The 24162-nt window shown below is 73.2% G+C and carries 17 protein-coding genes and 2 pseudogenes; 9 read left to right on the forward strand and 10 right to left on the reverse strand.

The window, feature by feature from the left end:
• Positions 1-204: 204 nt before the first annotated feature.
• Complete coding sequence (locus ACWD0J_RS27920; RefSeq protein ID WP_451498602.1) at positions 205-1608, reverse strand: FAD-dependent oxidoreductase; 1404 nt, start codon at positions 1606-1608, stop codon at positions 205-207.
• Complete coding sequence (locus tag ACWD0J_RS27925; RefSeq protein WP_451498603.1) at positions 1605-3044, reverse strand: FGGY family carbohydrate kinase; 1440 nt, start codon at positions 3042-3044, stop codon at positions 1605-1607. Before ACWD0J_RS27925 ends, ACWD0J_RS27920 begins: the two co-directional genes overlap by 4 nt.
• 284 nt (positions 3045-3328) lie before the next feature.
• On the opposite strand from ACWD0J_RS27925, the gene ACWD0J_RS27930 reads away from it, so the two are divergent.
• The 3 genes from ACWD0J_RS27930 to ACWD0J_RS27940 all read left to right on the forward strand — a co-directional run bounded on the left by ACWD0J_RS27930 (position 3329) and on the right by ACWD0J_RS27940 (position 7193).
• On the forward strand, positions 3329-4324 hold the full coding sequence (locus ACWD0J_RS27930) for a hypothetical protein (protein WP_451498604.1): 996 nt from the start codon (positions 3329-3331) through the stop codon (positions 4322-4324).
• Between the two features lie 44 nt (positions 4325-4368).
• Positions 4369-5898, forward strand: a complete 1530-nt coding sequence (locus ACWD0J_RS27935) for an amino acid permease (RefSeq protein ID WP_451498605.1) — start codon at positions 4369-4371, stop codon at positions 5896-5898.
• 197 nt (positions 5899-6095) lie between these two features.
• Positions 6096-7193: a mechanosensitive ion channel family protein gene (locus tag ACWD0J_RS27940; protein WP_451498606.1), complete on the forward strand. Its 1098-nt coding sequence runs from the start codon at positions 6096-6098 to the stop codon at positions 7191-7193.
• 51 nt (positions 7194-7244) lie between these two features.
• Here the strand turns inward: ACWD0J_RS27940 and ACWD0J_RS27945 are convergent, their stop codons facing one another.
• A complete protein-coding gene (locus ACWD0J_RS27945; protein ID WP_451498607.1) occupies positions 7245-8783 on the reverse strand; it encodes a M1 family metallopeptidase in 1539 nt (512 codons plus the stop codon).
• Positions 8784-8993: 210 nt separating this feature from the next.
• On the opposite strand from ACWD0J_RS27945, the gene ACWD0J_RS27950 reads away from it, so the two are divergent.
• Positions 8994-11213 (forward strand): NADP-dependent isocitrate dehydrogenase, encoded by a 2220-nt coding sequence (locus ACWD0J_RS27950; protein WP_451498608.1) that lies wholly within the window; start codon positions 8994-8996, stop codon positions 11211-11213.
• A gap of 71 nt (positions 11214-11284) precedes the next feature.
• Here ACWD0J_RS27950 and ACWD0J_RS27955 read toward each other — a convergent pair whose 3' ends face one another.
• Complete coding sequence (locus tag ACWD0J_RS27955) at positions 11285-11626, reverse strand: DUF5713 family protein (RefSeq protein ID WP_451498609.1); 342 nt, start codon at positions 11624-11626, stop codon at positions 11285-11287.
• Between the two features lie 85 nt (positions 11627-11711).
• On the opposite strand from ACWD0J_RS27955, the gene ACWD0J_RS27960 reads away from it, so the two are divergent.
• Positions 11712-12512, forward strand: coding sequence for an N-formylglutamate amidohydrolase (locus tag ACWD0J_RS27960; RefSeq protein WP_451498610.1), 801 nt, complete (start codon positions 11712-11714; stop codon positions 12510-12512).
• A 57-nt stretch (positions 12513-12569) separates the two neighbouring features.
• On the forward strand, positions 12570-13793 hold the full coding sequence (locus ACWD0J_RS27965) for a cytochrome P450 (protein WP_451498611.1): 1224 nt from the start codon (positions 12570-12572) through the stop codon (positions 13791-13793).
• Between the two features lie 18 nt (positions 13794-13811).
• Here the strand turns inward: ACWD0J_RS27965 and ACWD0J_RS27970 are convergent, their stop codons facing one another.
• From ACWD0J_RS27970 to ACWD0J_RS27980, 3 genes are read right to left on the reverse strand one after another with little or no spacing between them, the layout of a single operon-like run.
• Positions 13812-14390, reverse strand: a complete 579-nt coding sequence (locus tag ACWD0J_RS27970; RefSeq protein ID WP_451498612.1) for a hypothetical protein — start codon at positions 14388-14390, stop codon at positions 13812-13814.
• A complete protein-coding gene (locus ACWD0J_RS27975; protein WP_451498613.1) occupies positions 14387-14962 on the reverse strand; it encodes an RNA polymerase sigma factor in 576 nt (191 codons plus the stop codon). The genes ACWD0J_RS27970 and ACWD0J_RS27975 overlap by 4 nt, the downstream gene beginning before the upstream one ends.
• Before the next feature lie 59 nt (positions 14963-15021).
• On the reverse strand, positions 15022-16452 hold the full coding sequence (locus ACWD0J_RS27980; protein WP_451498614.1) for a S8/S53 family peptidase: 1431 nt from the start codon (positions 16450-16452) through the stop codon (positions 15022-15024).
• A gap of 146 nt (positions 16453-16598) precedes the next feature.
• Between ACWD0J_RS27980 and ACWD0J_RS27985 the strand changes: the two genes are divergently transcribed.
• The gene (locus tag ACWD0J_RS27985; protein ID WP_451498630.1) at positions 16599-19166 is read left to right on the forward strand and encodes a CHAT domain-containing protein; all 2568 of its coding nucleotides are present in this window, start codon (positions 16599-16601) and stop codon (positions 19164-19166) included.
• Between the two features lie 84 nt (positions 19167-19250).
• Here the strand turns inward: ACWD0J_RS27985 and ACWD0J_RS27990 are convergent, their stop codons facing one another.
• Positions 19251-21056, reverse strand: a complete 1806-nt coding sequence (locus tag ACWD0J_RS27990; protein WP_451498615.1) for a LuxR family transcriptional regulator AbsR2 — start codon at positions 21054-21056, stop codon at positions 19251-19253.
• A 77-nt stretch (positions 21057-21133) separates the two neighbouring features.
• Between ACWD0J_RS27990 and absR1 the strand changes: the two genes are divergently transcribed.
• Both absR1 and ACWD0J_RS28000 read left to right on the forward strand, forming a co-directional pair.
• Entirely contained in the window at positions 21134-22255 is a 1122-nt protein-coding gene (gene absR1, locus ACWD0J_RS27995; protein WP_451498616.1) for a beta-glucuronidase AbsR1, read from the forward strand.
• A gap of 171 nt (positions 22256-22426) precedes the next feature.
• A pseudogene (locus ACWD0J_RS28000) lies at positions 22427-22972 on the forward strand (DUF6192 family protein); the annotation flags it as partial.
• A 107-nt stretch (positions 22973-23079) separates the two neighbouring features.
• Here ACWD0J_RS28000 and ACWD0J_RS28005 read toward each other — a convergent pair.
• Both ACWD0J_RS28005 and ACWD0J_RS28010 read right to left on the reverse strand, forming a co-directional pair.
• Positions 23080-23253 (reverse strand): annotated as a pseudogene (locus tag ACWD0J_RS28005) (IS5/IS1182 family transposase); the annotation flags it as partial.
• Between the two features lie 270 nt (positions 23254-23523).
• The gene (locus ACWD0J_RS28010; RefSeq protein ID WP_451498617.1) at positions 23524-24096 is read right to left on the reverse strand and encodes a hypothetical protein; all 573 of its coding nucleotides are present in this window, start codon (positions 24094-24096) and stop codon (positions 23524-23526) included.
• Positions 24097-24162 lie beyond the last annotated feature (66 nt).

Here is a 24162-nt window from a genome sequence, read left to right on the forward strand (position 1 = left end):
CCGACCCGCCGCACACCCGAGTCCCGGAACACCGTCCCGCCTCGCGCCCCACCCGGGACGGCCCCGCCTCCCCCGCGCCCGGCGCTCACCGGCTCACCTCCGCGAGCGTGCGGAGACCGCCGACCCGCCGCACACCCGAGTCCCGGAACACCGTCCCGCCTCGCGCCCCACCCGGGACGGCCCCGCCTCCCCCGCGCCCGGCGCTCACCGGCTCGCCTCCTCGAACAGTTCGCGCACGGCCGCACCGCAGTAGTACCCCTGGCAGCGGCCCGCCCCGGCCCGGGTGCGGCGGCGCAGGCCGTCGAGGCCGGCGGGCGGGACCGGGCCGGTGAGGGCGTCGCGGATCTCGCCGCGGGAGACGCGCTCGCAGTGGCAGACGAGGGTGCCGTACTCCGGGTCGGCCGCGATCAGGCCGGGCCGGCGGTACGGGCGCGGGAAGGCCTCGCCGAGGTCGGGCATGCGGACCGGGTCGAGCTCACGGGCCTCGCCGAGGTCCAGGCCCGCTTCGGTGAGCAGGCCCGTCACGTGGCCGGCGAGGGCGAGGGAGGCCGTCAGGCCGGTGGACCGGATGCCGCCGACGGTGACGTACGCCTGCCCGGGGTGGGCGCGGACGCGGTAGTCGTCGTGCTCGGTGGCAGCGCGCAGGCCCGCGTAGACGGCGGTGACCTCCTCGTCGAGCAGTTCGGGCAGGATGCGCCGGCCCTGGTCACGGAGGAGAGCGAGACCGTCGGCGGTGGAGCCGGTGGCCCGTCTGTCGTCGAGGTCCTCGGCGGTGGGGCCGAGCAGGACGTTGCCGTACACCGTGGGGGCGACCAGGACGCCCTTGCCGAGGGCCGTGGGGACGGGCAGCAGGATGTGGCGGACGAGGGGGCGGGCGAACGTGTCGAAGACGAGGAGCTGACCCCGGCGCGGGGTGACGGTGAAGTCGTCGTGGCCCAGGTGCCGGTCGAGTGTGTCGGCGTGCAGGCCGGCCGCGTTGACCAGCCAGCGGGCGCGCAGGGTTCCCCGGGCGGTGTCGAGGACGTGGGTGTCCTCCCGCCGCCCCACCCGCCGCACGCGGCAGTCGAGGTGCAGGTCGACGCCGTGACGGACGGCCTGGGTGGCGTACGCGAGGGTCGTCGTGAAGGGGCAGACGATGCTCTCGCCGGGCACGTGCAGGGCGCCGAGCGCGCCGGGGCCGAGGTGCGGTTCGCGGGCGTACAGCTCGGCCGGGCCGATCAGGCGGGTGTCCCGGTACGCGTTGCGCCCGGCCTTCTCGGCGAGGCGGGGCAGCGCGGCGAGCTGTTCCTCGTCCCAGGCGACGAGGAGCGCGCCGACGGGTTCGAGGGGGAGGGAGCACTCGGCGGCGTACGCGGTCAGCAGCCGCGCGCCCTCGCGGACCAGGCGGGCTTCCAGGGACCCGGGCACCGCGTCGAAACCGGTGTGCAGGATCGCGGTGTTGGCCTTCGAGGTGCCCTGCCCGACGTCGTCCCCCGCCTCGACGAGGGCGACCCGCAGCCGGGGATGCCGGGCGAGGGCGCGGGCGATCGCACAGCCGACGACACCGGCACCGACGACCGCCACGTCGTACGTCACCGCGGGCAGTGCCCCCCGCCGGGTGACCGTCATCCGGGCGTCCCGTCGAGCAGCGCGGTCACGGCCGCCGTGAACACCGCCAGGCGTTCGGCGGCCTCGTCGGCTGTGACGCGGGGTTCGTACACGGCCGCGGGCTTCCAGTGCGGGAGGGCGTCGGCGAGTGCCAGGCCCGGTTCCGCGCCGAGCCGGGCCAGGGCGCCCGCGCCGAGCGCGGTCGCGTCGGGGAGGGCGGACACCTCGACGGGGCGTTGCAGCAGGTCGGCCTGGGTCTGCATGAGCAGGGCGGAGCGGGTCAGACCGCCGTCGACGCGCAGCACGTCGAGGGTCTCGCCGAGGTCGGCCGCGGCGGCCTCGGCGAGCGAGACCACCTGCGCCGCCAGGCCCTCGCACAGGGCGCGCACCAGGTGCCCGGGGCCGGTGTCCAGGCCGAGGCCGGTGAGCGAGCCGCGCAGGTCGCCGCGCCACCAGGGGGCGGCGAGTCCGGCGAGGGCCGGGACGAAGGTGACGCCTCCGCTGTCGGGCACGGCCCCGCCCACCGTGTCGAGGTCGGCGGCGCCGCCGATGACGCCGAGGTCGGTGAGCCAGCGGACGGCGGAGGCGGCCGTGTACACCTGCCCGTCGAGGCAGTAGCTGGTGCGTCCGCCGAGCCGCCAGGCGACACAGCTGACCAGTCCGGAGGTGCCGCGGGTGGGGGTGTCGCCGGTGTGGGCGAGCAGGAACGCCCCGGTGCCGTAGGTGCACTTGGCGCCGCCGGGCGCGGTGATCCGCTGGGCGAGCAGGGCGGCCTGCTGGTCGACGACGAGTGCGGTGAGCGGGATCCGGGGGCCGAAGGCCGTGGTGGTGCCGACGGGGGCGGCGGTGTCGACGACCTCCGGCAGGCGCTCACCGGACAGGCCGTACAGCTCCAGTGCCCGCGGCGACCACTCCACCCGGTCGAGGTCCAGGAGCTGGGTACGGCCCGCGGTGGCGGCGTCCGTGACGTACGCGCCGGTGAGGCGGTGGACCAGCCAGGCGTCGCTGGTGGTGACGGTTCCCTCGGTGGTGAGATGCCGTCGTATCCAGGCCATTTTGGGCGCGGCGAAGTACGGGTCGAGCGGCAGGCCGGTCAGCTGCCGCAACTCGTCCGCGTACGGGGCCAGTCCGGCGCACACGGTCTCGGCGCGGCGGTCCTGCCAGACCAGGGCGTCGGTGAGCGGGCGGCCGGTCGCCGGGTCCCAGGCGAGCACGGTCTCGCCCTGGTTGGCGAGGCCCAGCGCGACGACGGGTTCCCCGGCCTCGGCCAGGGCACGGGTCCCCGCCTCGACCACCGAGTCGTACAGCTCGGCCGGGTCGACCTCCACCAGGCCGCCGGGCAGATGGCGGGGCCGGACAGCGGCGAACCCGGCACCGATCACGCCGCGTCCGGGGCAGATCACCAGCGCCTTGGTGCCGGACGTGCCCTGGTCGACGGCGAGTACCGGACCCGTCATCACGCCCCCTCCTCGGTGATCACAGCCCGACAGCCTGCCGCCGCCTCCCGTACCGCGTCAAGCGGTGCCGGCCGGCGGTGACGTCCTGCGGTTCACTGGCCGGACGCCAGTCAAGTGGCCGGTACAGCAAAGAAGTTCGAAAGGATCCGGGAAGCGGACGTGACGTGCGACCGGCGCCCCTATAGTGACCGCCGACCACTGCGATCTCCTCAACCGCCGCCCCGGGGAGGGCTGTTGTTACTCCACCCTGCCGTCCCGTCCGGTCCGAAGCCCGGGGCCGGCTGATGGCCAGAGACGGAGCTCGTCCCGCGTACGATCCCGCGGGCCACGACACCGACCTGCGCGCCGCCCTCCAGGAGGTGCGCACCGGACGCTGGATGTCGATGCGCGCCCTGCTGGAGCGGACCACGGCCTGGTGGCAGTGGACGCAGCGTACCCAGGTCCTGGCCGCGGCGGCGGCCGGCACCGACGTGGTGCGCGCCTGGCTCGCCGAGGAACCGGACAGTGTCCCGGCGGCGGTGATGCGGGCCCGGGTCGCGGTGGAACGCGCGCTCCGGGCCCGGCGCGAGGGACACCGCCGCACGCACGAACTGTGGATCGAGGCCTGGGACGTGAGCGACGCGGCCACCCGGGCCGCGCCCCGGGACCCGGTGCCGTGGGTGTGTCTGCTGGCGCTCGCCCAGCTGGACCGCCGGCAGTTGTGGGAGGAGCACCGGGTGGCGCCGCCCGAACCGATGCTGCCGCGCGGGCCGTGGGGTCTGCTGGCCGAGGCCGACAAGCGCGACCCGTACAACCGCGAGGCCCACCACCGCGTGCTCCAGTTCCTGTACGCGCAGGCGGCGTCGGACCGGCTGGCGGAGGCGGTCGGCTACGCCCACTCGGTGGCCGGTTCCGCCCCGCCGGGCTCCGCGCTGCACCTGCTGCCGCTGTACGTCCAGGTCGAGCGGTACCGGCGCGGTACCGGGCGGGCAGCCGCCCTCGACCTGTACTGGGTGGCCGACGACGCCACCCGTGAGGCGAGCCGGTCGTACGCGTCCTGGTTCGAGCGGTCCCGGCCGGACGAACGCTCCCCGCTCGACCTCAACCATCTGGCTCACGCCCTGTGGGGCGCGCTGCGGTTCGAGGAGGCGGCCCGGGTGTTCGAGGCGATCGGGCCGTACTACACCCCCTTGCCCTGGGCCTACCGCGCTGCGGATCCGGGCGACCAGTCCCAGGCCGTGCGGCTCTTCCTCCAGGCCCGTGCGCGCAGCCGCTCGGCGGCGCGCGGACCCGGCGCCTGACGCGCGACCCGTTGTTTCCCGTCCCCTCACCGGAGGTTCCCACCATGTCCCCCAGTCCCGAGCCGTCGACGTCCCCCGGCGTGCCGCAGCACGACGAGGAGCGGCGCCTGCGCGAGCTCGGCTACCGGCCGGTCCTCGCCCGCCGCATGGGCGGCTTCGGCAACTTCGCGATCAGCTTCTCGGTGATCTCGATCCTGTCCGGCTGCATGACCCTGTACGGCTTCGGGATGGGCGCCGGCGGGCCCGCCGTGATGCTCTGGGGCTGGGCGGGCGTCGGCCTGTTCGTGCTGTGCGTGGGACTGGCACTGGCGGAGGTCACCAGCGCGTATCCGACGTCCGGCGCCCTGTACTACATGGCCGACCGGCTCGGCGGGCGCCGCTGGGGCTGGTACACGGGCTGGCTGAACCTGCTCGGTCTGCTCGGCGCCATCGCCGGTATCGACTACGGCGCCGCCCTGTTCACCGGGGCGTTCCTGAACCTCCAGTGGGGCTTCGAGCCGACACCGGAGAAGACGATGCTGATCTTCATGGTGATCCTGCTGCTGCACGCCGTGCTGAACCTGTTCGGCGTGCGGCTGGTCAGCGTGCTCAACTCGATATCCGTCTGGTGGCACCTGGCGGGCGTGGCGGTCATCGTGGGCGCGCTCGCGATCGTCCCCGACCACCACCAGTCGCCGTCCTTCGTGTTCACCGAGTTCGTCAACGAGACCGGCTGGTCCAACCCGGTGTACGTGGCCGCGATCGGCCTGCTGCTCGCGCAGTACACGTTCTCCGGCTACGACGCCTCGGCGCACCTGTCGGAGGAGACCTCCAACGCGTCGGTGTCGGCCGCGAAGGGCATCGTGCGTTCCATCTGGGTGTCGTGGCTCGCGGGCTTCGTGCTGCTCGCCGGTCTCACCTTCGCCATCCAGGACTACGAGGCCACGCGGGCCAGTGCGACCGGGGTGCCGCCCGCGCAGATCCTCCTCGACGGCCTGGGCACGGACGGCGCGAGCGCGCTGCTGCTCGTGGTGATCGTGGCACAGCTGTTCTGCGGCAACGCCGAGGTGGCCGCGGCCAGCCGGATGGTGTTCGCGTTCAGCCGGGACAAGGCCCTGCCGGGCTCGGCGCTGTGGCGCAAGATCAGCCCCCGCACCCAGACCCCGGTCGCCGCCGTGTGGCTGTCGGTGGCGGTCGCCTGCGTGCTGGCCCTGCCGTCCCTGTACTCGACCACCGCGTACGGCGCGGTGACCGCCATCAACGTCATCGGCATCACACCGGCGTACGCCATTCCCGTGCTGTTGCGTCTGCGCGCGGGCGACCGTTTCCAGCCGGGTCCGTGGAACCTGGGCCGGTGGAGCAGGCCGATCGGCTGGATCGCGGTGGTGTGGGTGGCCTGTGTGACGGTGCTGTTCTGCCTGCCGCAGTCGTCACCGGTGACGGCGGACACGATGAACTACGCGTCCGTCGCCCTCGCCGTCGTCCTGATCCTGGCCACGGTGTGGTGGTTCGTCGCCCGGCGCTCGTACGGCACGCCCACCACGGCCGCCTACACCGACCGGGAACAGGCCGAACTGGCCGAGGGAATCGTCTGAAACGACCCGATCCGGCGCCGGTCCCGTACGAACTCCCGTGCCGCATACGGCAGGATGAGCGGTCGCGCCGGCCACGGGGGGCTTCCTGGCCGGTACGACCGCACTTCCCGGAATCGAGCAGGTGGCAACGTGACGCAACTTCACATCCGGCCGTGGGCGCAGGCCGTCGCCGCAGTCCTCCTCCCCGGAGGTGACCGGTGACGCGGGACCTCACCGTGGACGACCTGGTGATCGCCGGGATCGCGCTGGCCGCGGGCCTGCTGGCGGCGTTCCTGCTGCGCATGCTGCTGCGCTGGCTGCGCCGGCACGCCGACCGCACCCGCTGGGGCGGCGACGACATCATCGTGGACGCGCTGCGCACGGTGCTGCCGTGGGCGGCGATCGCGGGCGGCGCCGCGTCCGCCGCGGCGGCGCTGCCGCTGGTCGCCGGCGTCCAGCACACCGTCAACCAGGTCCTGACCGTGCTGCTCATCTTCGTCGTGACGGTGGCGGCGGCCCGGATCGTCGCCGGGCTGATGCAGACGGTCACCCAGTCCCGCTCCGGCGTCGCCGGATCGGCCACGATCTTCGTCAACATCACCCGGGTGCTGGTCCTCGCGATCGGTTTCCTGGTGGTGCTCCAGACGCTGGGCATCTCCATAGCGCCCATGCTCACCGCCCTCGGGGTCGGTGGTCTGGCCGTCGCCCTCGCCCTTCAGGACACTCTCGCGAACCTCTTCGCGGGCATCCACATCCTCGCCTCCAAGACCGTACAGCGCGGCGACTACATCAGGCTGAGCAGCGGCGAGGAGGGCTACGTCGAGGACATCAACTGGCGCCAGACGACGGTCCGCTCGCTCTCCAACAACCTGGTCGTCATCCCCAACGGGGAGCTCGCCAAGACGAACATGACCAACTTCATGCGTCCCGGGCAGGAGTTGACGATCCTGGTGCAGGCGGGGGTCGCCTACGACAGCGACCTGGAGCACGTCGAGCGGGTGACCATCGAGGTCGTCGCCGAGGTGATGACCGAGATCACCGGCGCCCTCCCCGATCACGAGCCGCTGGTCCGCTTCCACACCTTCGGCGACTCCCGCATCGGCTTCACGGTCATCCTGGGCGTCGGCGAGTTCAGCGACCAGTACCGGATCAAGCACGAGTTCATCAAACGCCTGCACCGGCGCTACCGCGAGGAGGGCATCCGGATCCCGGCGCCCACCCGCACCGTGGCGCTCCAGCACGGCGCGGTGGTCATCCCGCAGCAGCGCGGCGCCCAGTTCGAGCCGGGCGAGATTCCCACCGCCCGGCTCGACTGAGCCCCTGCCTCGGCTGAGCCCCTGCCTCGGCTGCGTCACCCCGGCCGGGTCCTACAGGGTGGCCGAGTTGTCGTGGTAGTGCCCGCCCGTCCGGCTGTTCGGCGCGACGAGCGACGCGGTCGCCGGCGTGACCGTCCAGTCCGGGTGGCCGGGCATCCGGGGGGTCCTGGTGCCGTACAGCCAGTCACCCAGGAAGCCGGACAGGTCCTGTCCGGAAACCTCCGAGGCGACGGCGATGTAGTCCCGCGTCGAGGCCGCCGAGTCGCGGTACCGCTCCAGGAAGGTGCGCTCGACGGAGCCGAACACCGCCTCGCCGACCAGCTGCCGCAGCGCGTACAGGACCAGGACGCCGCCCAGGTAGCGCTGGCTGTCGAAGAGGTTCGCCGCGTTGGGCGAGGCGACCGGTCCTGAGGTCGTGCGCCACTGGTCGCCGCGCGCGTAGGTGTCCCGCATGCGGGCTTCCATGGTGGTCAGGCCGATCGAGTCGGCCCAGCCGCGCTCGTAGCGGTACAGCAGTCCGTAGAAGTCGGCGTGGCCCTCGTTCAGCCACAGGTCGGCCCAGGTGGCGGGGGAGACGCTGTTGCCGAAGTAGGAGTGGACCAGCTCGTGCATCATGTGCGAGCCGATCTTCGACTCCTCCTGGAGGAGGTAGTTCGGCTTGTACAGCGTGAGGGTCTGCGTCTCCAGGCCCGTGAAGTCGAAGGCGGCCGGGTCGTCGGAGTTGCAGGGCAGCAGCCCGTACGTCTCGAAGGGGTACGCCCCGAGCCGCTGCTCGATCCAGCCCACCAGTCCCGGGGTGAGCGAGAGCGCGGGCTCCAGGGCGGTGGCGCGGGCGGTCGGCACGACGTCCCTGAGCGGTAGCCCGTGCGGGCCGGGCCGGCTCGTGACCACGTAGTCGCCGACGGTGATCTGCACGACCTCGGTGGCGATCGGCTCACGCGACCGGTAGGTGTACGCCACCCGGCCGTCGGCGAGGGTCTCGGTGCCCACCAGGGAACCGCTCGCGACGCCGCGCAGGCCGCCGGGCACGGTGACGCGGAAGGTGAAGTCCGCCTTGTCCTGCGGATGGTCGTTGCAGGGGAAGACGGTGTGCGCCGAGTCCGGCTGCGGGCACACCGCGAAGCCGTCCGGCGTGGCGACCCAGGCGGTGTGCGCGAGGGGGCGGCGCGGGTCCGCGGTGTACGCCACGACGACGGTGGCCGCGCACCCGTCCGGCAGGCTGCGGACCGGCGTGATCCGCAGCTTCTCCCCCACCTGCTCGAAGCCGGCCCCGCGGCCCGCGACGCTGACGGAGGTTATGTCCAGGCCGAGGGCGTCCAGGGAGAACCGGCTCAGGGCCTGGGTGGTGCGGATCTGGAGGGTCGCCGTCGCGGTGACCAGCCTGGTCGTGGTGTCGTAGGCGAAGTCGAGGGCGTACGCGGAGACCCGGTAGCCGTCGTTGCCGAGGCTCGGGAAGACGGGGTCGCCGAGGCTCTCGGCGCCCGGCGAGGAGGCCGCCGGGGCCGCGTGGGCGGCAGACCCCACGGTCAGCGCCGCGGCGGTGCCGATCAGTGCGGTGGCCGGCGCCGTCACTCTGGTGCGATATCTCATGGTCCGCTTTCGTCGGAGGCGGCCGGCTGGTCGGGGCCGGCCGTCGGTCAAGGGGCGATCACCTGTTCATGACCACAAGATCAGACGCATCGGTTGCCTGGGCGGACGCACCGCTTCTTGCGAAGTAGGCCGAGGACCGCTGTCGAGCCCGGGCCGGTCAGGAGATATCTTGATGTCGAGCAATGTTGCAGACGTGGAGCGGAGCACCCGGTGACTGACTCGACCATCATCTATACGCACACTGACGAGGCCCCGGCCCTGGCAACGTATTCCTTCCTGCCGGTGGTCCAGGCGTACGCCTCGCAGGCGGGTGTCACCGTGCAGACGCGTGACATCTCGCTGGCCGGCCGCATCATCGCCCTGTTCCCGGAGTACCTCACCGAGGACCAGCGGATCCCGGACGCCCTGGCGGAGCTCGGCGAACTCGCCAAGACGCCCGAGGCGAACATCATCAAGCTGCCGAACATCTCGGCGTCGATCCCGCAGCTCAAGGCCGCGGTCGCCGAACTGCAGAGCCAGGGCTACGCGCTGCCCGACTACCCGGACGACCCGAAGACCGACGAGGAGCGCGACATCCGCGCCCGCTACGACAAGGTCAAGGGCTCCGCCGTGAACCCGGTCCTGCGGGAGGGCAACTCCGACCGCCGGGCCCCCGCATCGGTCAAGAACTACGCCAAGACCCACCCGCACCGCATGGGCGCCTGGACCCCCGAGTCCAAGACCAACGTGGCGACCATGGGTGTGGACGACTTCCGCTCCACCGAGAAGTCCGTGGTGATCTCCGAGGCCGGTTCGCTGCGGATCGAGCTGGTCGGCGACGACGGCTCCACCACCGTGCTGCGCGAGTCGGTACCGGTCCTCGAGGGCGAGGTCGTCGACGCCTCCGTGATGCGGGTGGCCGCGCTGCGCGAGTTCCTGACCGCGCAGGTCGCCAGGGCCAAGGCCGAGGGTGTGCTGTTCTCCGTGCACCTCAAGGCCACGATGATGAAGGTCTCCGACCCGATCATCTTCGGTCACGTGGTGCGTGCCTTCTTCCCGAAGACGTTCGCGGCGTACGGTGAGCAGCTCGCCGCGGCCGGTCTGACCCCGAACGACGGTCTGGGCGGCATCTACAAGGGCCTGGAGGCCCTGCCCGAGGGCGCCGAGATCAAGGCCTCCTTCGACGCCGAGCTCGCCGAGGGCCCGGCCCTGGCGATGGTCGACTCCGACAAGGGCATCAGCAACCTGCATGTGCCGTCCGACGTCATCGTCGACGCCTCCATGCCGGCCATGATCCGCACCTCCGGCCACATGTGGGGCCCGGACGGCCAGGAGGCCGACACCCTCGCGGTGCTGCCGGACTCCAGCTACTCCGGCGTCTACCAGGCCGTGATCGACGACTGCCGCGCCCACGGCGCCTACGACCCGTCGACCATGGGATCGGTCCCGAACGTCGGCCTGATGGCGCAGAAGGCCGAGGAGTACGGCAGCCACGACAAGACGTTCGAGATCCCCGCCACCGGCACGGTCCGCCTGGTCGACCAGGCCGGGAACGCCGTCATCGAGCAGGCCGTCTCCGCCGGTGACATCTTCCGCGCCTGCCAGACCAAGGACGCCCCGATCCGCGACTGGGTCAAGCTGGCCGTCACCCGGGCCCGCGCCACCGGCAACCCGGCCGTCTTCTGGCTGGACGAGACCCGCGCGCACGACGCCAACCTGATCGCCAAGGTCAACGCGTACCTGCCGGAGCACGACACCGAGGGCCTGGACATCCGGATCCTCAACCCGGTGGAGGCGACCAAGCTGTCGGTGGAGCGCATCCGCCGTGGCGAGGACACCATCTCGGTGACCGGCAACGTCCTGCGCGACTACCTCACCGACCTGTTCCCGATCCTGGAGCTGGGCACCAGCGCCAAGATGCTCTCGGTCGTCCCGCTGATGGCGGGCGGCGGCCTGTTCGAGACGGGCGCCGGCGGCTCCGCGCCGAAGCACGTGCAGCAGCTGGTCAAGGAGAACTACCTGCGCTGGGACTCCCTCGGTGAGTTCTTCGCGCTGGTCCCGTCCCTGGAGCAGTTCGCGACGGTCACCGACAACCCGCGGGCCAAGGTCCTCGCCGACGCCCTCGACCGCGCCACGGCGACCTTCCTCAACGAGGACAAGTCGCCGACCCGTCGCGTCGGCGGCATCGACAACCGCGGCAGCCACTTCTACCTGTCCCTGTACTGGGCGCAGGAACTGGCGAAGCAGACCGACGACGCGGAGCTGGCGAAGGCCTTCGCCGCGCACGCCGAGACCCTCGCCGCCAACGAGCGGAAGATCGTCGACGAGCTGAACGCCGTGCAGGGCAAGCCCGCCGACATCGGCGGCTACTACCAGCCCGACCCGGCCAAGGCCGCGAAGATCATGCGTCCGTCGGCCACCTGGAACGAGGCGCTGGCGTCCCTGAGCTGACGCCAGGCCCCTGAGGGCCCGTGTGTGACTCCGCCCCGGTCGGCACTGCCCGGCCGGGGCGGAGCCGTGTCTCACCAGTCGCGGGTGGCGATCAGTTCCTCGATGTCGGCGTCCGCGAAGCCGTAGGCGTCGGCGACGAACGCGAAGTCCTCGGCTATCTCCTCCCGGGCGACCGTCTCGATGTCACTGCCCGCCTCCTCGAAGGCGGCCTGGAGGTCGTTGAACTCGTCGGTGGCGGCATGGGTCAGGGCGTACAGCGCCGCCAGGCCGGCGGGCCGCTCGGTCTCGATGCGCTCGCACAGCCGCAGCAGGACCTCCCTGCCCCGGTCCAGCACGTGATCGGGGTAGTAGTCGTCCTCGTAGAGCCCCTTCAGAAAGGGGTGTGCGGTCACCTGCTGGTTGCTGACGGGCATGCTGCGGCCCCGCCCTTCCTCGACGTCTTCGATGTGGCACCTTGATCGTGCACCACCCCACTGACAACGCCCCCGGAGCAGCCGCATGACTTCTTCCGCCGAACCGTCCTTCGCGTTGCTGCCGGGCGCGGCGGACTCCCCGGTGATCCTCCATGTGCCGCACTCCGCGCGGCGGACACCGGCCGACGTGCGGGCCGGTCTCGTGCTCGGCGACGAGGAGCTGGAGCGGGAGCTCGACCACATCGTCGACGCGCACACCGCGGAACTCGCCGAGGCCGCGGCGGGGCTGTGCGCTCTCACCCCCTGGCGGTTCGTCAACCGGCTGTCCCGGCTGGTGGTGGACCCGGAGCGGTTTCCGGACGAGCGGGAGGAGATGCTCGCCGCGGGAATGGGCGCCGTGTACACGCGGACCACGCACCGCGCGCCGCTGCGGCCCGCGGACTGTGACCCCGAGCCGTTGCTCGCGCGGTATTTCCGGCCGTACGCGCGGGCGATGACGGACGCGGTGGCCGGCCGGCTGGCCGTCGCGGGACGGGCCGTGATCATCGACGTGCACTCCTATCCCACCGAGCCGCTGCCCTACGAGCTGCACGGCGACGGGCCCCGGCCGCCGGTCTGCCTGGGCACCGACTCCTTCCACACGCCGCGGGAGCTGCTCGGCGCGGCGCGGGAGGCGTTCGCGGGGTGCGGGGGGACCGGGGTCGACAGCCCGTTCGGCGGGACGTACGTCCCCCTGGAGTTCTACGGCAGGGACTCCCGGGTGAGCGCGCTGATGGTGGAGATCCGCCGGGACACGTACATGAGCGAGCCGGGCGGCCCCGCCGGTCCGGGCCTCGGCCGGCTGGCCCGCGCCCTGGCCGGGCTCGTCGACGTCGTGACCGGCTGACCTCCGGCTGGAGCACTCCCGCGCGACAGGCGGCCGGGCGGCGGCGAGGGTGGGGGCATGACCGAGGAGACCACCACGCTGACCGGGCAGGCCCCGCCTCCGGTGCGGCACTGGCCCGCGCTCGACCTGAAGGGGACGGAATTCGACCCCCTGCTCGCGGAGTTCATGCGCGAGGGACCACTGACCCGGATCCAGCTGCCGCACGGTGAGGGGTGGGCGTGGCTGGCCACCCGTTACGACGACGTCAAGGCGATCACCAACGACCCCCGGTTCAGCCGCGCCGAGGTGACGCGGCGTCAGGTGACCCGGATGGCCCCGCACTTCGCGCCGCGGCCCGGTTCGCTGGCGTTCGCCGACCAGCCCGACCACAACCGGCTGCGCAAGGCGGTCGCCGGCGCGTTCACCGTCGGCGCGACGAAACGGCTGCGTTCCCGGGCCCAGGAGATGCTCGACGCGCTGGTGGACGGCGTGGTGCGGGACGGGCCGCCGGCGGACCTGGTCGAGCGGGTCCTCGAACCCTTCCCGGTCTCCGTCGTCTGCGAGGTCATGGGCGTGCCCGCCGCCGACCGGGACCAGGTGCACGCCTGGACCCGGCAGATCATCTCCACCTCCGGCGGCGCCGAGGCCGCGGAGCGGGCGAAGAACGGCATGTACGCGTGGATCGCGGACACCATCCGGGCCCGCGCCCACAGCCCCGGTGACGACGTGTACTCGCTGCTCGGCGCGGCCGTGGCCCGGGGCGAGGTCGCCGAGACCGAGGCGATCGGCCTCGCCGGTCCGCTGCAGATCGGCGGCGAGGCCGTCACCCACAACTGCGGCCAGATGCTGTACCTGCTGCTCACCCGCCCCGAGCTGATGGCGCGGCTGCGTGAGCGGCCCGAGTCCCGGGGCGCCGCCCTGGACGAGCTGCTGCGCCACATCCCGCACCGCAGCTCGGTGGGTCTCGCCCGGATCGCCCTCCAGGACGTCGACCTGCACGGGCAGCGCATCCGGGCGGGCGACGCGGTGTACGTCTCCTACCTGGCCGCCAACCGCGACCCGGCGGTGTTTCCCGACCCGGAACGCATCGATGTCGACCGGGATCCCAACCCGCACCTCGCGTTCGGCAACGGGTCGCACTACTGCACCGGTGCCGTGCTCGCCCGGATGCAGAGCGAGCTGCTGGTCGGCACGTTGCTGGACCGGTTGCCGGGGCTGCGGCTCGCGGTCCCCGCCGACCAGGTCCTCTGGCGCCGCAAGACGATGATCCGCGGGCCGCGGACCCTGCCCGTCATCTGGTGACCGACGGCGGCGCCCCGGTCAGGCGCGCAGCCACTGCGTGACCACGACCTGACCGCCGGCCCGCAGCCGCAGGGCGAAGGGGCCGGCGGGAGCCACGTCGGAGGTGAAGCGCCCCATCGCGTCGGCGACGACCGACGCGCCCGGCTGGGGCCCGCTGAGCACCTCGATCGTGGCGGACTGCGGGGGCAGCACCTGCCCCATCAGGCCCCGCGCGGTCACCTCGACGTCGAGGGTGACGTCTCCCGAACGGAAGGTCAGCATGCGGGGGGCGTCGGTCGCGCCCCGGACCGGGATCGCGTCGACCAGCGAGTCGAAGGCCAGTTCGGCGAGCCGGGCGTCGAGGTCGTGCAGTGCGTAGGCCTCGACGGCGAGCCGGCGCAGCGCGGCCGGTACCGGGTCCAGGATGCTGGCGGCCCGGCGCAGTTCCTCCTCGAGCAGGTCGCCGTCGAACTCCTCCTCGGTGAACTGCCCGTCGGGGAACCGCCCGTCCATGAAGCCGTTGTCGTGGAAGGCCTCGTCGTTCCTGTCGTTCCTATTGTTCCTGTCGTTCCTATTGTTCCTGTCGTTCCTGCCGTTCCCGTCGTTCATGTCGCTCACAGTGCTCCCCGTGCGTCGAGTCGGGCGCGCAGGCGGCGCAGACAGCGCTGGCGCAGCGGTCCGATGCTGCCCACCGCGATCCCCAGGGCGGCGGACACCTCCTGGTAGCTGGGCGGCGGCGAGGCCATCAGGACGCGCAGCAACTGCCTGCACCGCTCGCCCAGTTCCTCGAACTCCTCCCACACGCGCCGGATGCGTTCGGTCTGGGCGGCGGCCTCCTCCGAGTCGAGGAAGGACTGCTCGGGCGTACGGTCGTCGCTGACCCGGTCCAGGAGCTGCGGATCGTCGGTCGGGGTGAGCCGCCGCAGGCTCTTGATCACCTTCAGGCACTCGTGCCGTGCCGTGCTCGCCAGCCAGGCCCCGGCCTTGTGCGGTTCGCGGATCCGGCCCAGGTGCTGGGCGAAGCGGAACCACACCGTCTGGTACACCTCGTGCGCGTCGGCGTCGGAGAGCCGGTGAGCGCGCACGACCGACCACACCAGCGGGCTCAGCCCTTCCACGAGCGCCTTCCAGGCCGCCGCGTCACCGTCGACGGCCAACTGGACGAGCGCGCCGACATCTGCACGGTCCACGGCCCCACCCCTTGTGTACGGCACGTCATCGTACGCCGTGGAGGGGGCGGTTCCGGACGTCATGCGGGGGCCGAGCGCTGCACGACCGGGACCGGACGCCAGGTGGGCGGGCGGAGCGCCGGGACGTGGGCTCCGCGCACCTCGGCGAACTCGCTGTTCTCGGCCAGCAGTTGGCGCCGGGCGGTGCGCGGGTCGGTCTCCTTGTGCGCGGTCATGTGGGCGGCGACCATGCCGGCGACGACGGGGGTGGCGAAGGAGGTGCCGCTCCAGTGCGCGAACCCCTCGAACATCACCTGGTCCGGTTTGGCGGTGGCGCCCTGCTCGCTCAACACGCCGGTGTGGCGCGGGGACTGGCAGGTGCACAGGTAGGTGAAGCCGTAGCGGCAGGCGTCGTACGTGGAGTGCTGGTACACGTACGGGACCGGTGCGTCGAAGCCGGTGAGGGAGCTGGTGAGGCGCTCGCCGGGGGCGTAGGCGCTCACCCAGGGCCCGTGGTTGCTGAAGCAGGCGCCGAACTCGCTGTCGCCGCGCAGCGCGCCGACCGACAGGACGACGTCGCGGTACTCGGGCAGCGCGGCGTAGGCGGCGGGCCAGAACGGTGTGGCGCTGGCGTTGTTGCCGGCCGCCGCGACCAACAGGGTGCGCTGCTGCCGCAGTTCCGCCATGAAGGCGTCCAGGCCGAGCAGTCCGTCGGTGCGCCCGTTGGAGGTGCCGGCGGAGAGGCTGAGGACCTCGGGCCAGCCGTGCTGGTCGACGGCGTCGAAGAGCTTCTCGCCGAACTCGGACTCCAGGACGGCGCCCGCGTCGTTGAGGGTGCGCAGCACGGTGACGTCCGTGTTGGGGGCGACGGCCGCGACGAGGCCCGCGATGAACGTGCCGTGACCGACGTACTGGAGCAGGTTGCCCTGGCCGTCGGTCTCGGTGCCGTGCAGGTCGCCCCGCACGTGGGCGAGCAGCGGGACGGCCGCGTGGTCGTGAGTGAGGCCGTTGTCGATGACGAGGACGCCGACGGCGGTGTCCGCGTCGTGGCCGGTCCCGGCCGGGGGCGGGTTGCTGCCCTGGGCGAGCGGGGCGGGCGCGGGCTCGTCGCCGGGGCAGGAGTTCACCGCGATCGACACCACATGGTTGCGGCTGACCAGTCGGCGTCCGGCGCGTCCCTCGGGCTCGCGCAGGGCGCGCAGGGCGTGGGCGACGGCCTGGTCAAGGCCGCGGCCGCCCTGTCCGGGGTCGCCGACCTGGATACGGGTGATGCCCGAGCGGTTGGTCTGCGGGCTCGCCCGCCGCACGTGGTCGGCGGTCAGGTCGGGCGCCGCGGTGAAGTGGCCGCGCACGCTGTCCTCGACGAGCCGTGCCTCCTCGCCGTCGCGGGCGAGCACGACCCCCTTCTCGTAGATGAACTCGGCGGCGTCGTCGGGCCCGAGGGCGAGGGGGACGTCGGGCAGGGAGCGCTGGATCTGGTCGAACTGCTCGTGGAATCGCTGAGGTGCCATGCGTGTCCTCCCAGTGGGGCGGCGGTCGTCAGTCAGAGCCGCGGGCCCGCCGATTGATACAGCTCCACACCTGTGGGGCGGGCACCGGGACCACTACCATCCGTGGGGTGACAGCGGGAAGCGACTCGGTTCTCGAACTGCTGCCGATGGTGTTCGCCGCACCCCACGAGGCGCTGGCGCGGGCCCGGGACGTGCTCGACGGTGATCCGTCGCCGTGGTCCGCCTCCGTCGCCCACCAGGTGATCGGCATCTGGCAGCGGGACTGGGGCGATCTGCGGATCGCGCTGCACCATCTGCGGCGCGCCCGGGATCTGGCGGCGCGCGCGGAATCGGCCGACCGGGAGGCGGACGTCCTGGCCGCCCTCGGCGTGGCGCTGGTGCACGCCGGCCGCACCCGGCAGGGGCTGGAGGCGCTGGAGCGGGGCGTCGCGATCGGCAGCGGGCACACCCGGGCCCGGGTCCTGTTCCGGCGGGCGTACGCCTCGTGGGTGCTGGGGCATCACCGGGCGGCGCTGGAGGACGTACGCCGGTCGATCCCCGTGCTGCGGCAGGCGGACGACGTGATCTGGACGGCTCGGGCGCTGACGCTGCGGGCGACCGTGCACCTGGCGCTGGGCGCGGTGGAGCGGGCCGACGCCGACTTCACCGCCGCCGAGGCGCTGTGGGACACGACGGGGCAGGAGCACGACAAGGCGGACGCGGTGGAGAGCCGGGGCCTGGCCGCGTTCCGGTCGGGTGACATCCCGGCGGCGCTGCGGCTGCTGGACGAGGCCGCGCAACGGTACGCCGCGCTCGGCACCCCCACGTTCATGCTGACCATCCGGCGCTGCGAGGTCCTGATGGCGGCCGGGCTCGCGTCGGAGGCGCTGGCCGAGGCGGACGCGGCGATCGGCGTCCTGGACGGCATCGGCGGGCAGTCCACCCGCAAGGCGGAGCTGCTGCTGGTCGCGGCGCGGGCGGCCCGGCCGGCGGGTGATCCGCACACGGCGCTGGCGCGCGCGGCGGTGGCGGTACGGCTGTTCGCGGGGCAGCGGCGCACCTGGTGGGAGACGCACGCCCGGCTGGTGGTGATCGAGGCGCGGCTGGCCACCGGGCGCGGTTCGGGCCGGCTGGTCGCGGACGCCGCGGCGGTCGCCGACCGGCTGGCGTCGTTCGGCTCGCCGGCCGCCGCTGAGGCGTCCCTGCTGGCGGGCCGGATCGCGCTCGGCCTGGGCTGGACGGCCGACGCGGAGCGGCACCTGGCCCTCGCCGCGCGCAGCCGGCACAGCGGTCCGCCGCTGGCGCGGATGACGGGCTGGGCGGCGCAGGCGCTGCGGGCCCGGGCCGCCGGTTCCGGCCGGGGTGTCCTGGAGGCCTGCCGGCGTGGGCTCGACGTGCTCGACGACCACCGCATGACGCTCGGCGCCTCGGAGCTGCGGGCGCGGGCCACCGCGCAGGGCGCGGAGCTCGCCGCGCTGGCGCAGCGGACGAGCCTCGCCGCGGGCGGGCCGCGGCGGCTGCTGGTGTGGAGCGAGCGCTGGCGGGCCACCGTGCTGTCCGCGCCGCCGACCCGGCCGCCCGCCGACCCGGACCTGCTCAGTGACCTCACCGCCTTCCGGGAGATCGCCGCCCGCGCCGAGGCGGCCCGGATGGAGGGCCGTCCGGTGCCGGCGCTGGAGCGGGACCAGCGGCGTCTGGAACGGGAGATCCGCTCCCGGACCCTGCGCATCCGCGGCGACGCGCCCGGCGAGGGGAACCGCTTCGACCCGGCGCGGCTGCTGGAGCGGCTGGGTGACGGCGTACGGCTGGTGGAGCTGGCCGTGCTCGACGGGCGGGTGCACGTCCTGCTGTGCGGGCAGGGGCGGGTGCGGCGGTTCGAAGCGGGGCTGCTGGCCGAGGCGGAGACGGAGGCCGAGCACGTCCAGGCCGGGCTGCGACGGCTGGCGCATCCTGGTGCCGAGGCCCGGCGTCCGGTGATGGAGGCCGCGGGCCGCCGCCTGGAGGAGCTGCTGTTCGGTCCGGCGGCGGGCCGGTTGGGCGGCGGGCCGGTCGTGGTGGTGCCGCCGGGGCGGCTGCACCGGGTGCCGTGGGCGCTGCTGCCGTCCCTGCGGGAGCGCGTGTTCAGTGTGTCGCCGTCGGCGAGCAGCTGGCTGCGCGCCCGGGAGACGGCTCCGCCGCCCGGCGGCCGTCAGGTGCTGGTGCGCGGCCCGGGTCTGGCGACCGGCGGCGCGGAGGTGCCCGAACTCGCCGACCGGTACGACGGATCGACCGTCCTGGAGGACGAACAGGCCCGCGTTCCGCGTGTGTTGCGGGAACTCGACGGGTCGGCGCTGGCGCACATCGCCGCGCACGGTACGTTCCGCGCGGACAGTCCGCTGTTCTCGTCGCTGCGGATGGCCGACGGCCCGCTGATCGTGCACGACTTCGAGCGCCTGGACCGCAGCCCGTACCGGATCATCCTGTCCTGCTGCGACACCGCCCGCTTCGCGTCCGTCGGCGCCGACGAGCTGCTCGGCCTGGTCACCGCGCTGCTGCCGCTGGGCACGGCCGGGGTGGTGGCGTGCAGCGCGCCCGTCAACGACGCCGCGGTGGTACCGCTGATGCTGGCGCTGCACAAGGGGATCAGTGCGGGCCTGTCCCTGGCGGAGGCGCTGCGCGACGCCCGTGCTTCACTGCCGGACGACGCGACCCACCAGGCCACCGGGTGGGCGTTCTCGGCCTTCGGGGCCGCCTGAACCGGGCGGCCCCGAGGCCGGGGTCGAGGGCGGCCTGACCCCTCCCCCGATCACGGGGGTCAGACCGCCGGTCCGCGGGGCCGCTCAGGCCGGCTGGGCCTGCGGCCGCTCCACCAGCCACGGCAGCGCGTCGCGGTCGCTCCCGCCGAGCCGGGCGTACGCGCCGTAGAGGTGGTTGCCGACGGTACGGATCGACAGGGTGAGCTGTTCCGCGATCTGCCGGTTGCTCAGGCCCGCGGCGGCCAGGGTGACGATCTGCCGCTGCCGGGCGGTGAGTTCGCCCAGGACCGGACCGGACAGTGCCGGGGTGCGGGCGCCCGGGCAGCGGCGGGCCAGGGCGACGGCGCGGGTGCGGGAGGTGCGGGCGGCGCGCGGGTCGCGGTGCGCCCGCACGGCCTGGGCACCGGCCTCGGCGGCGAACAACAGCAGGCCCCGCTCCTCCAGTTGGGCGGCCACCCGGTCCAGGGCCGGTCCGTCGCCCCGGGCGAGCGCGTCGGCGTGGGCGGCGAAGACACCGGTCAGGCGGCCGAGCGCCCGCTCGGGGGCGCCGAGGCGTACGGCGTCGTAGGGGTCATCGGTGATCGCGTCCAGTGCCGCGTCGAGGTCGCCCCTGGACGCCGCCTGCCAGACCGCCGCGCCCGCCACGCGCTCCTCGGACACTTCGCCCGACTGCGCGGCGGCCAGGGCGAGTTCGGCCCGGCAGGACCGGTCCCGCGGGGCGCCCCGCAGCCCCTCCCTCGCCCAGGCCGCCGCCTCCCGCAGGTCGCCCCGCAGCCGCGCGCAGCGCGCCCGTACGGCCGCGTCACCGGCCGGCACCGGTGCGCCCTGAGCGACGAGCCACTCCCCCACGGGCGCGGTGATGTCCCGGAGGTCGGCCCGTTCGACGGCCCGGGCCAGCGCCGCCGACTCCGCCGTCAGGGCGGCCGCGCAGCTGTCCGGGGTGCGGACCAGCCGCCTGGCCCGCAGCCGTCCGGCCGCGGCGCGCAGCACCGGGCCGTGCAGGGGGTGGGCGAGGCGGACGGCGCCGTCGTCGTCGACGTGGACCAGGCCGTCGGCCTCCAGGTGTTCGAGGGCGCGCAGGTCGAGGTCGTCCAGGCGCAGCGGCAGGGGTTCGCCGAAGGCCAGCCGTTCGAGGGTCGCGCGCTCCTCGGGGCCGGTGCGGTCGAGGACCGGCGCGGTGCGTTCGCGGACCGTGTCGGTCAGCGGCACCGGTCCGCGCCAGGCCCGGCCGCCGTCGGTGCCCGGGACGGGGGTGAGCCGTTCGCGCACCGCGCCGACCAGGTCCCGCAGCAGCCGCAGGTCGCCCTGGCACAGGCGGGACAGCCGGTCGACGGTGAGCGGCTCCAGGGTGTCACCGGTGCCCGCCGCCAGCAGCCGTGCCGTCTCCTGACGGGGCAGCGGCTCCAGCGCCAGGCGCGGCAGGAGTTCCCCGGTCCACAGCCGGGAGACCGCCTCGGGCACCGGCACGCCGTCGGTGGCGACGACCAGCAGGCGCGGGCGTCCGTGCACGGCGAGCTGGTGGACCAGGGCGGCCGAGGCGTCGTCGAGCAGGTGGGCGTCGTCGACGAGCAGCAGGCGGGTGGCGGACAGGAGGTGGACCGCCCGGTGCAGGGAGACGGTCTCGGGGAGCAGGTGCGCGAACGCGGCGAACGGGAGGTGGCGGGTGCGCGGGGTGCCGGCCACCCGGGCACAGTCGGTGCCGCGGACGGCCTCCGTGACGAGCCGGGTCCTGCCGCATCCGGCCGGACCGGTCACCACGAGCCCGGGGCGGGCGGCGGTCACGGACCGGCGCACCAGGCCGAGTTCGTCCTCCCGGCCGGTGAACGGCCAGGGCAGCTCCAGCGTCTTCGCGTCCGGTTCGAAACTCTTCACGGTAACGGGAGCCGCCATACTCACTTCTGATACAGGGGGACTTGAGTAGCCCCCGACTCAGGCGCCCGGGACGCGGCGGCGGCAGTCTGGTCGCCATGACCGCACGCTACTGCTCGCTCGCGCAGCAGCCCGCCCCCGCCTTCGCGCCGGGGCTGGCCGCCGAGCGGCTCAGTGCGCTCATCGGCGGAAGCCGGATGTGGGTCAACCACACCGTGCTGCACTACTACTTCTTCGACGACGGCACCGACGGGTCGGTCATCCCGGTACCGGGGACCGGGGGGACCCGGCGGGTGTCATGGGCCGGGGCCGAGGAGCAGCGGGACGTCGTACGCGGGTGCTTCCGGGAGTGGCGGGACCTCGGTGCCGGGGTGTCGTTCGCCGAGGTCGGCGACCGCTCGGAGGCCGAGCTGCGGATCGGGTTCCAGCTCGGCGACGGCTCCTGGTCGACCGTGGGCAGGGACGCCCTCCAGGTCGGGGTGCACGAACGCACCATGAACTTCGGCTGGGACCTGACCGCGCCCGGGGAGCGCGGGACGGCCCTGCACGAGATCGGGCACGCGCTCGGCATGCTGCACGAGCACCAGAGTCCGTTCGCCGGCATCCACTGGGACGACGAGGCCGTGTACGCCGATCTGGCGGGCCCGCCGAACTTCTGGAGCCGGGACCGGACGTTCGTCAACATCCTGCGCAAGCTGGACCCGGACGAGGTCAACGGCTCCGTCTGGGACCCGCAGTCGATCATGGAGTACCCCTTCGAGGCGGGGCTGATCCTGGAGCCGGAGCAGTACCGCGCGGGTCTGAACCCGCCCGGCACCCTCTCCCCCGCCGACAAGGAGTACGCGCTGCGCTGGTACCCGCCGGCCGATCCCGCTCCGCTCCCGGACGAGCCCGGCCGGGGGGACCCGCTCCGGCCGCCCGCGCTGGTGCCCTTCCGTTCGGCGCCGCTCGCGCTGCGCCCGGGCACACAGGCCGACTTCACCGTCGAGCCGCCGGAGACCCGGGAGTACACCGTGAGCACGTTCGGCGAGAGCGACGCCCTCGTCGTGGTCTTCGAGGAGCGGGACGGCGAACCCCGCTATCTCGCCGGCCAGGACGACGGCGGCACCCCGCGCAACGCCACGATCAAGGCCCATCTCGTCAAGGGCCGCCGCTACTTCGTCCGTGTGCGCCTGTACTCCAGCTGGGGTTCGGGGGAGACAGCGGTCATGTGCTGGTGACAGCACACACAGGCCGCACACGGACGATGCTCGGACCACAGTCCGGCGCCGGGGGGAAGCGGCCGCGGACGTCACCTTCGGGGGAGGGGGCGTCCGCGGCCACGCCACACCGGCGCCGGCCTCGGTGAGAGCCTGCGGGGCACCTCAGCTTGACTCTGTCGGGACGCCGCGAAGCGGGCGGTGGGATGGAAGACCTCCACTCCGGTCACCGTGCAGGAGAAGGTCGAGGCCGTCGCCGACCTCGTCCAGGACGAGGCGGTGGCCTGCCAGGTCGTGACCGACCTGCTCAAGCGCCGGGAGGTGGCGTTCGTGGCCATGCGGGACTCCGATGCCCGCTACATGGTCAACGAGAACCAGTCCGAGCAGGCCGACGAAGACGACGATGGTCTCGATGAGGAGTTCCGGGGCGTCCTGGCCCGCGAGGGTGAAGACGACGACGGTGAGGGCGAGCGGTTCGACGACCCGGCGACGATCGGGCGCGGGTGGCACCGGCAGATGGAGTTCGCCGATCTCATGGCCGTCTGTCAGGGCTTCATCGCCGGAGCCGCCCGGCTGGTGCCCAAGCTGCACGGTCACGAGTTCACCGAGCGGCAGCACGGCCAGGTCGGGACCACGCTGCAGAAGCTGCGGGCGACGGCTGACTGGATCGAGACCGCGGTCACCACCGGCCGGACCGATCTGGACGAGGCGCTCGCCCAGCTGCTGCGGGGCCAGTAGCCATGCAGGGGCCGGGAGTTCCCGCCCACATCCATGGTGAGGCGGTACGCAAGGCGCTGATCGAGGCCCGGCCGGCGGGGGCCGGCCTGGCCCAGTTGTGCCGGTCGACCAACGGCGATCTTCGCGAGAGTGGTGTGTTCGCGCAGGTACACCAGTGCCACCATCGCGCGCTGGGACGGGCGGAGCTTGCAGCGTCGGTCGCCCTCACGGGTGACGATCAGCATGGTGACCCACTCCACGAGTGCATGGGGCAGGTCGAGTGCGGCAGGATGGATGACCAACGAGGCCCCCGAGCAACGTGATTGAGACGTCAGACATCTCGATCAACAGCCCGGGGGCCTCGCTCGTTGCGCTTCACGGCCCGTCACCCGATCGGTGGCCAACTCGAAGAAGCTCATTGGGCGAGCAGCACACCACGGGCCGGTGGCGGGCGTACCTGAAGGTTTTGATCGGAGGCGCCGATGCCCGTGTGCGGGCACAGCGGCTGTGCAGCGGGGCTGGGCCCCGGCGGTCGGCGTCCGCAGGGGCCCAGAATTCTTCCTGGCTCAGGTTTACACCTTGTGGATCTTCCAGTGGGTGACGTCGCTGCCGCCGCGGTTGTAGTAGGCGTTGGTGCATACGTCGAGCTTGTCGCCGTCGGTGGCGTTCTGGTTGGTCTCCAGGAAGCCGCCGTTGTCGTCGTAGGTGTTCCACAGCAGGACTACGTCGCCTGCCCGGACGTTCTGGTCGCCGGGCGTGGAGGTCTGGGCGAAGATCCGCCAGCGGCCGCTGCCCGGGGTGCGGTCCTTGGATTCCGCGGTGGACACGTCGTACTTGCCGCCGGCCGCCTTCTGCGCGTCGCTGGCGTGGTTGCTGGTGTCGAGGTAGCCCCCGTCGCCGCCGTAGAGGTTGCGCAGGTGGATCAGGTCCCCGCTCCGCACCGGCTGTCCTGCTGCCTTGCCCGAGGCGGACAGGAGCTCCCAGGTACCCGTGCCCTTGGCGCGGTCGGAGCTGTCCGCGGTACGCACGTTGTGCTTGAGGCCGGCGGTGGGACTGTTGTTGATGGTGTCGAGGTAGCCGCCCTGCCAGCTGTTGTACCCGTTTTGCAGATGGATCTGGTCGCCGTACTGAAGCTCGTTCGCCATGGGACTTCCTTTTCAGAGGATGAGACCGCTCAGGCCCTCCGGCCAGGCAGAGCTGACGGTTCGATG

The sequence above is a fragment of the Streptomyces sp. NPDC003011 genome, from assembly GCF_053591515.1.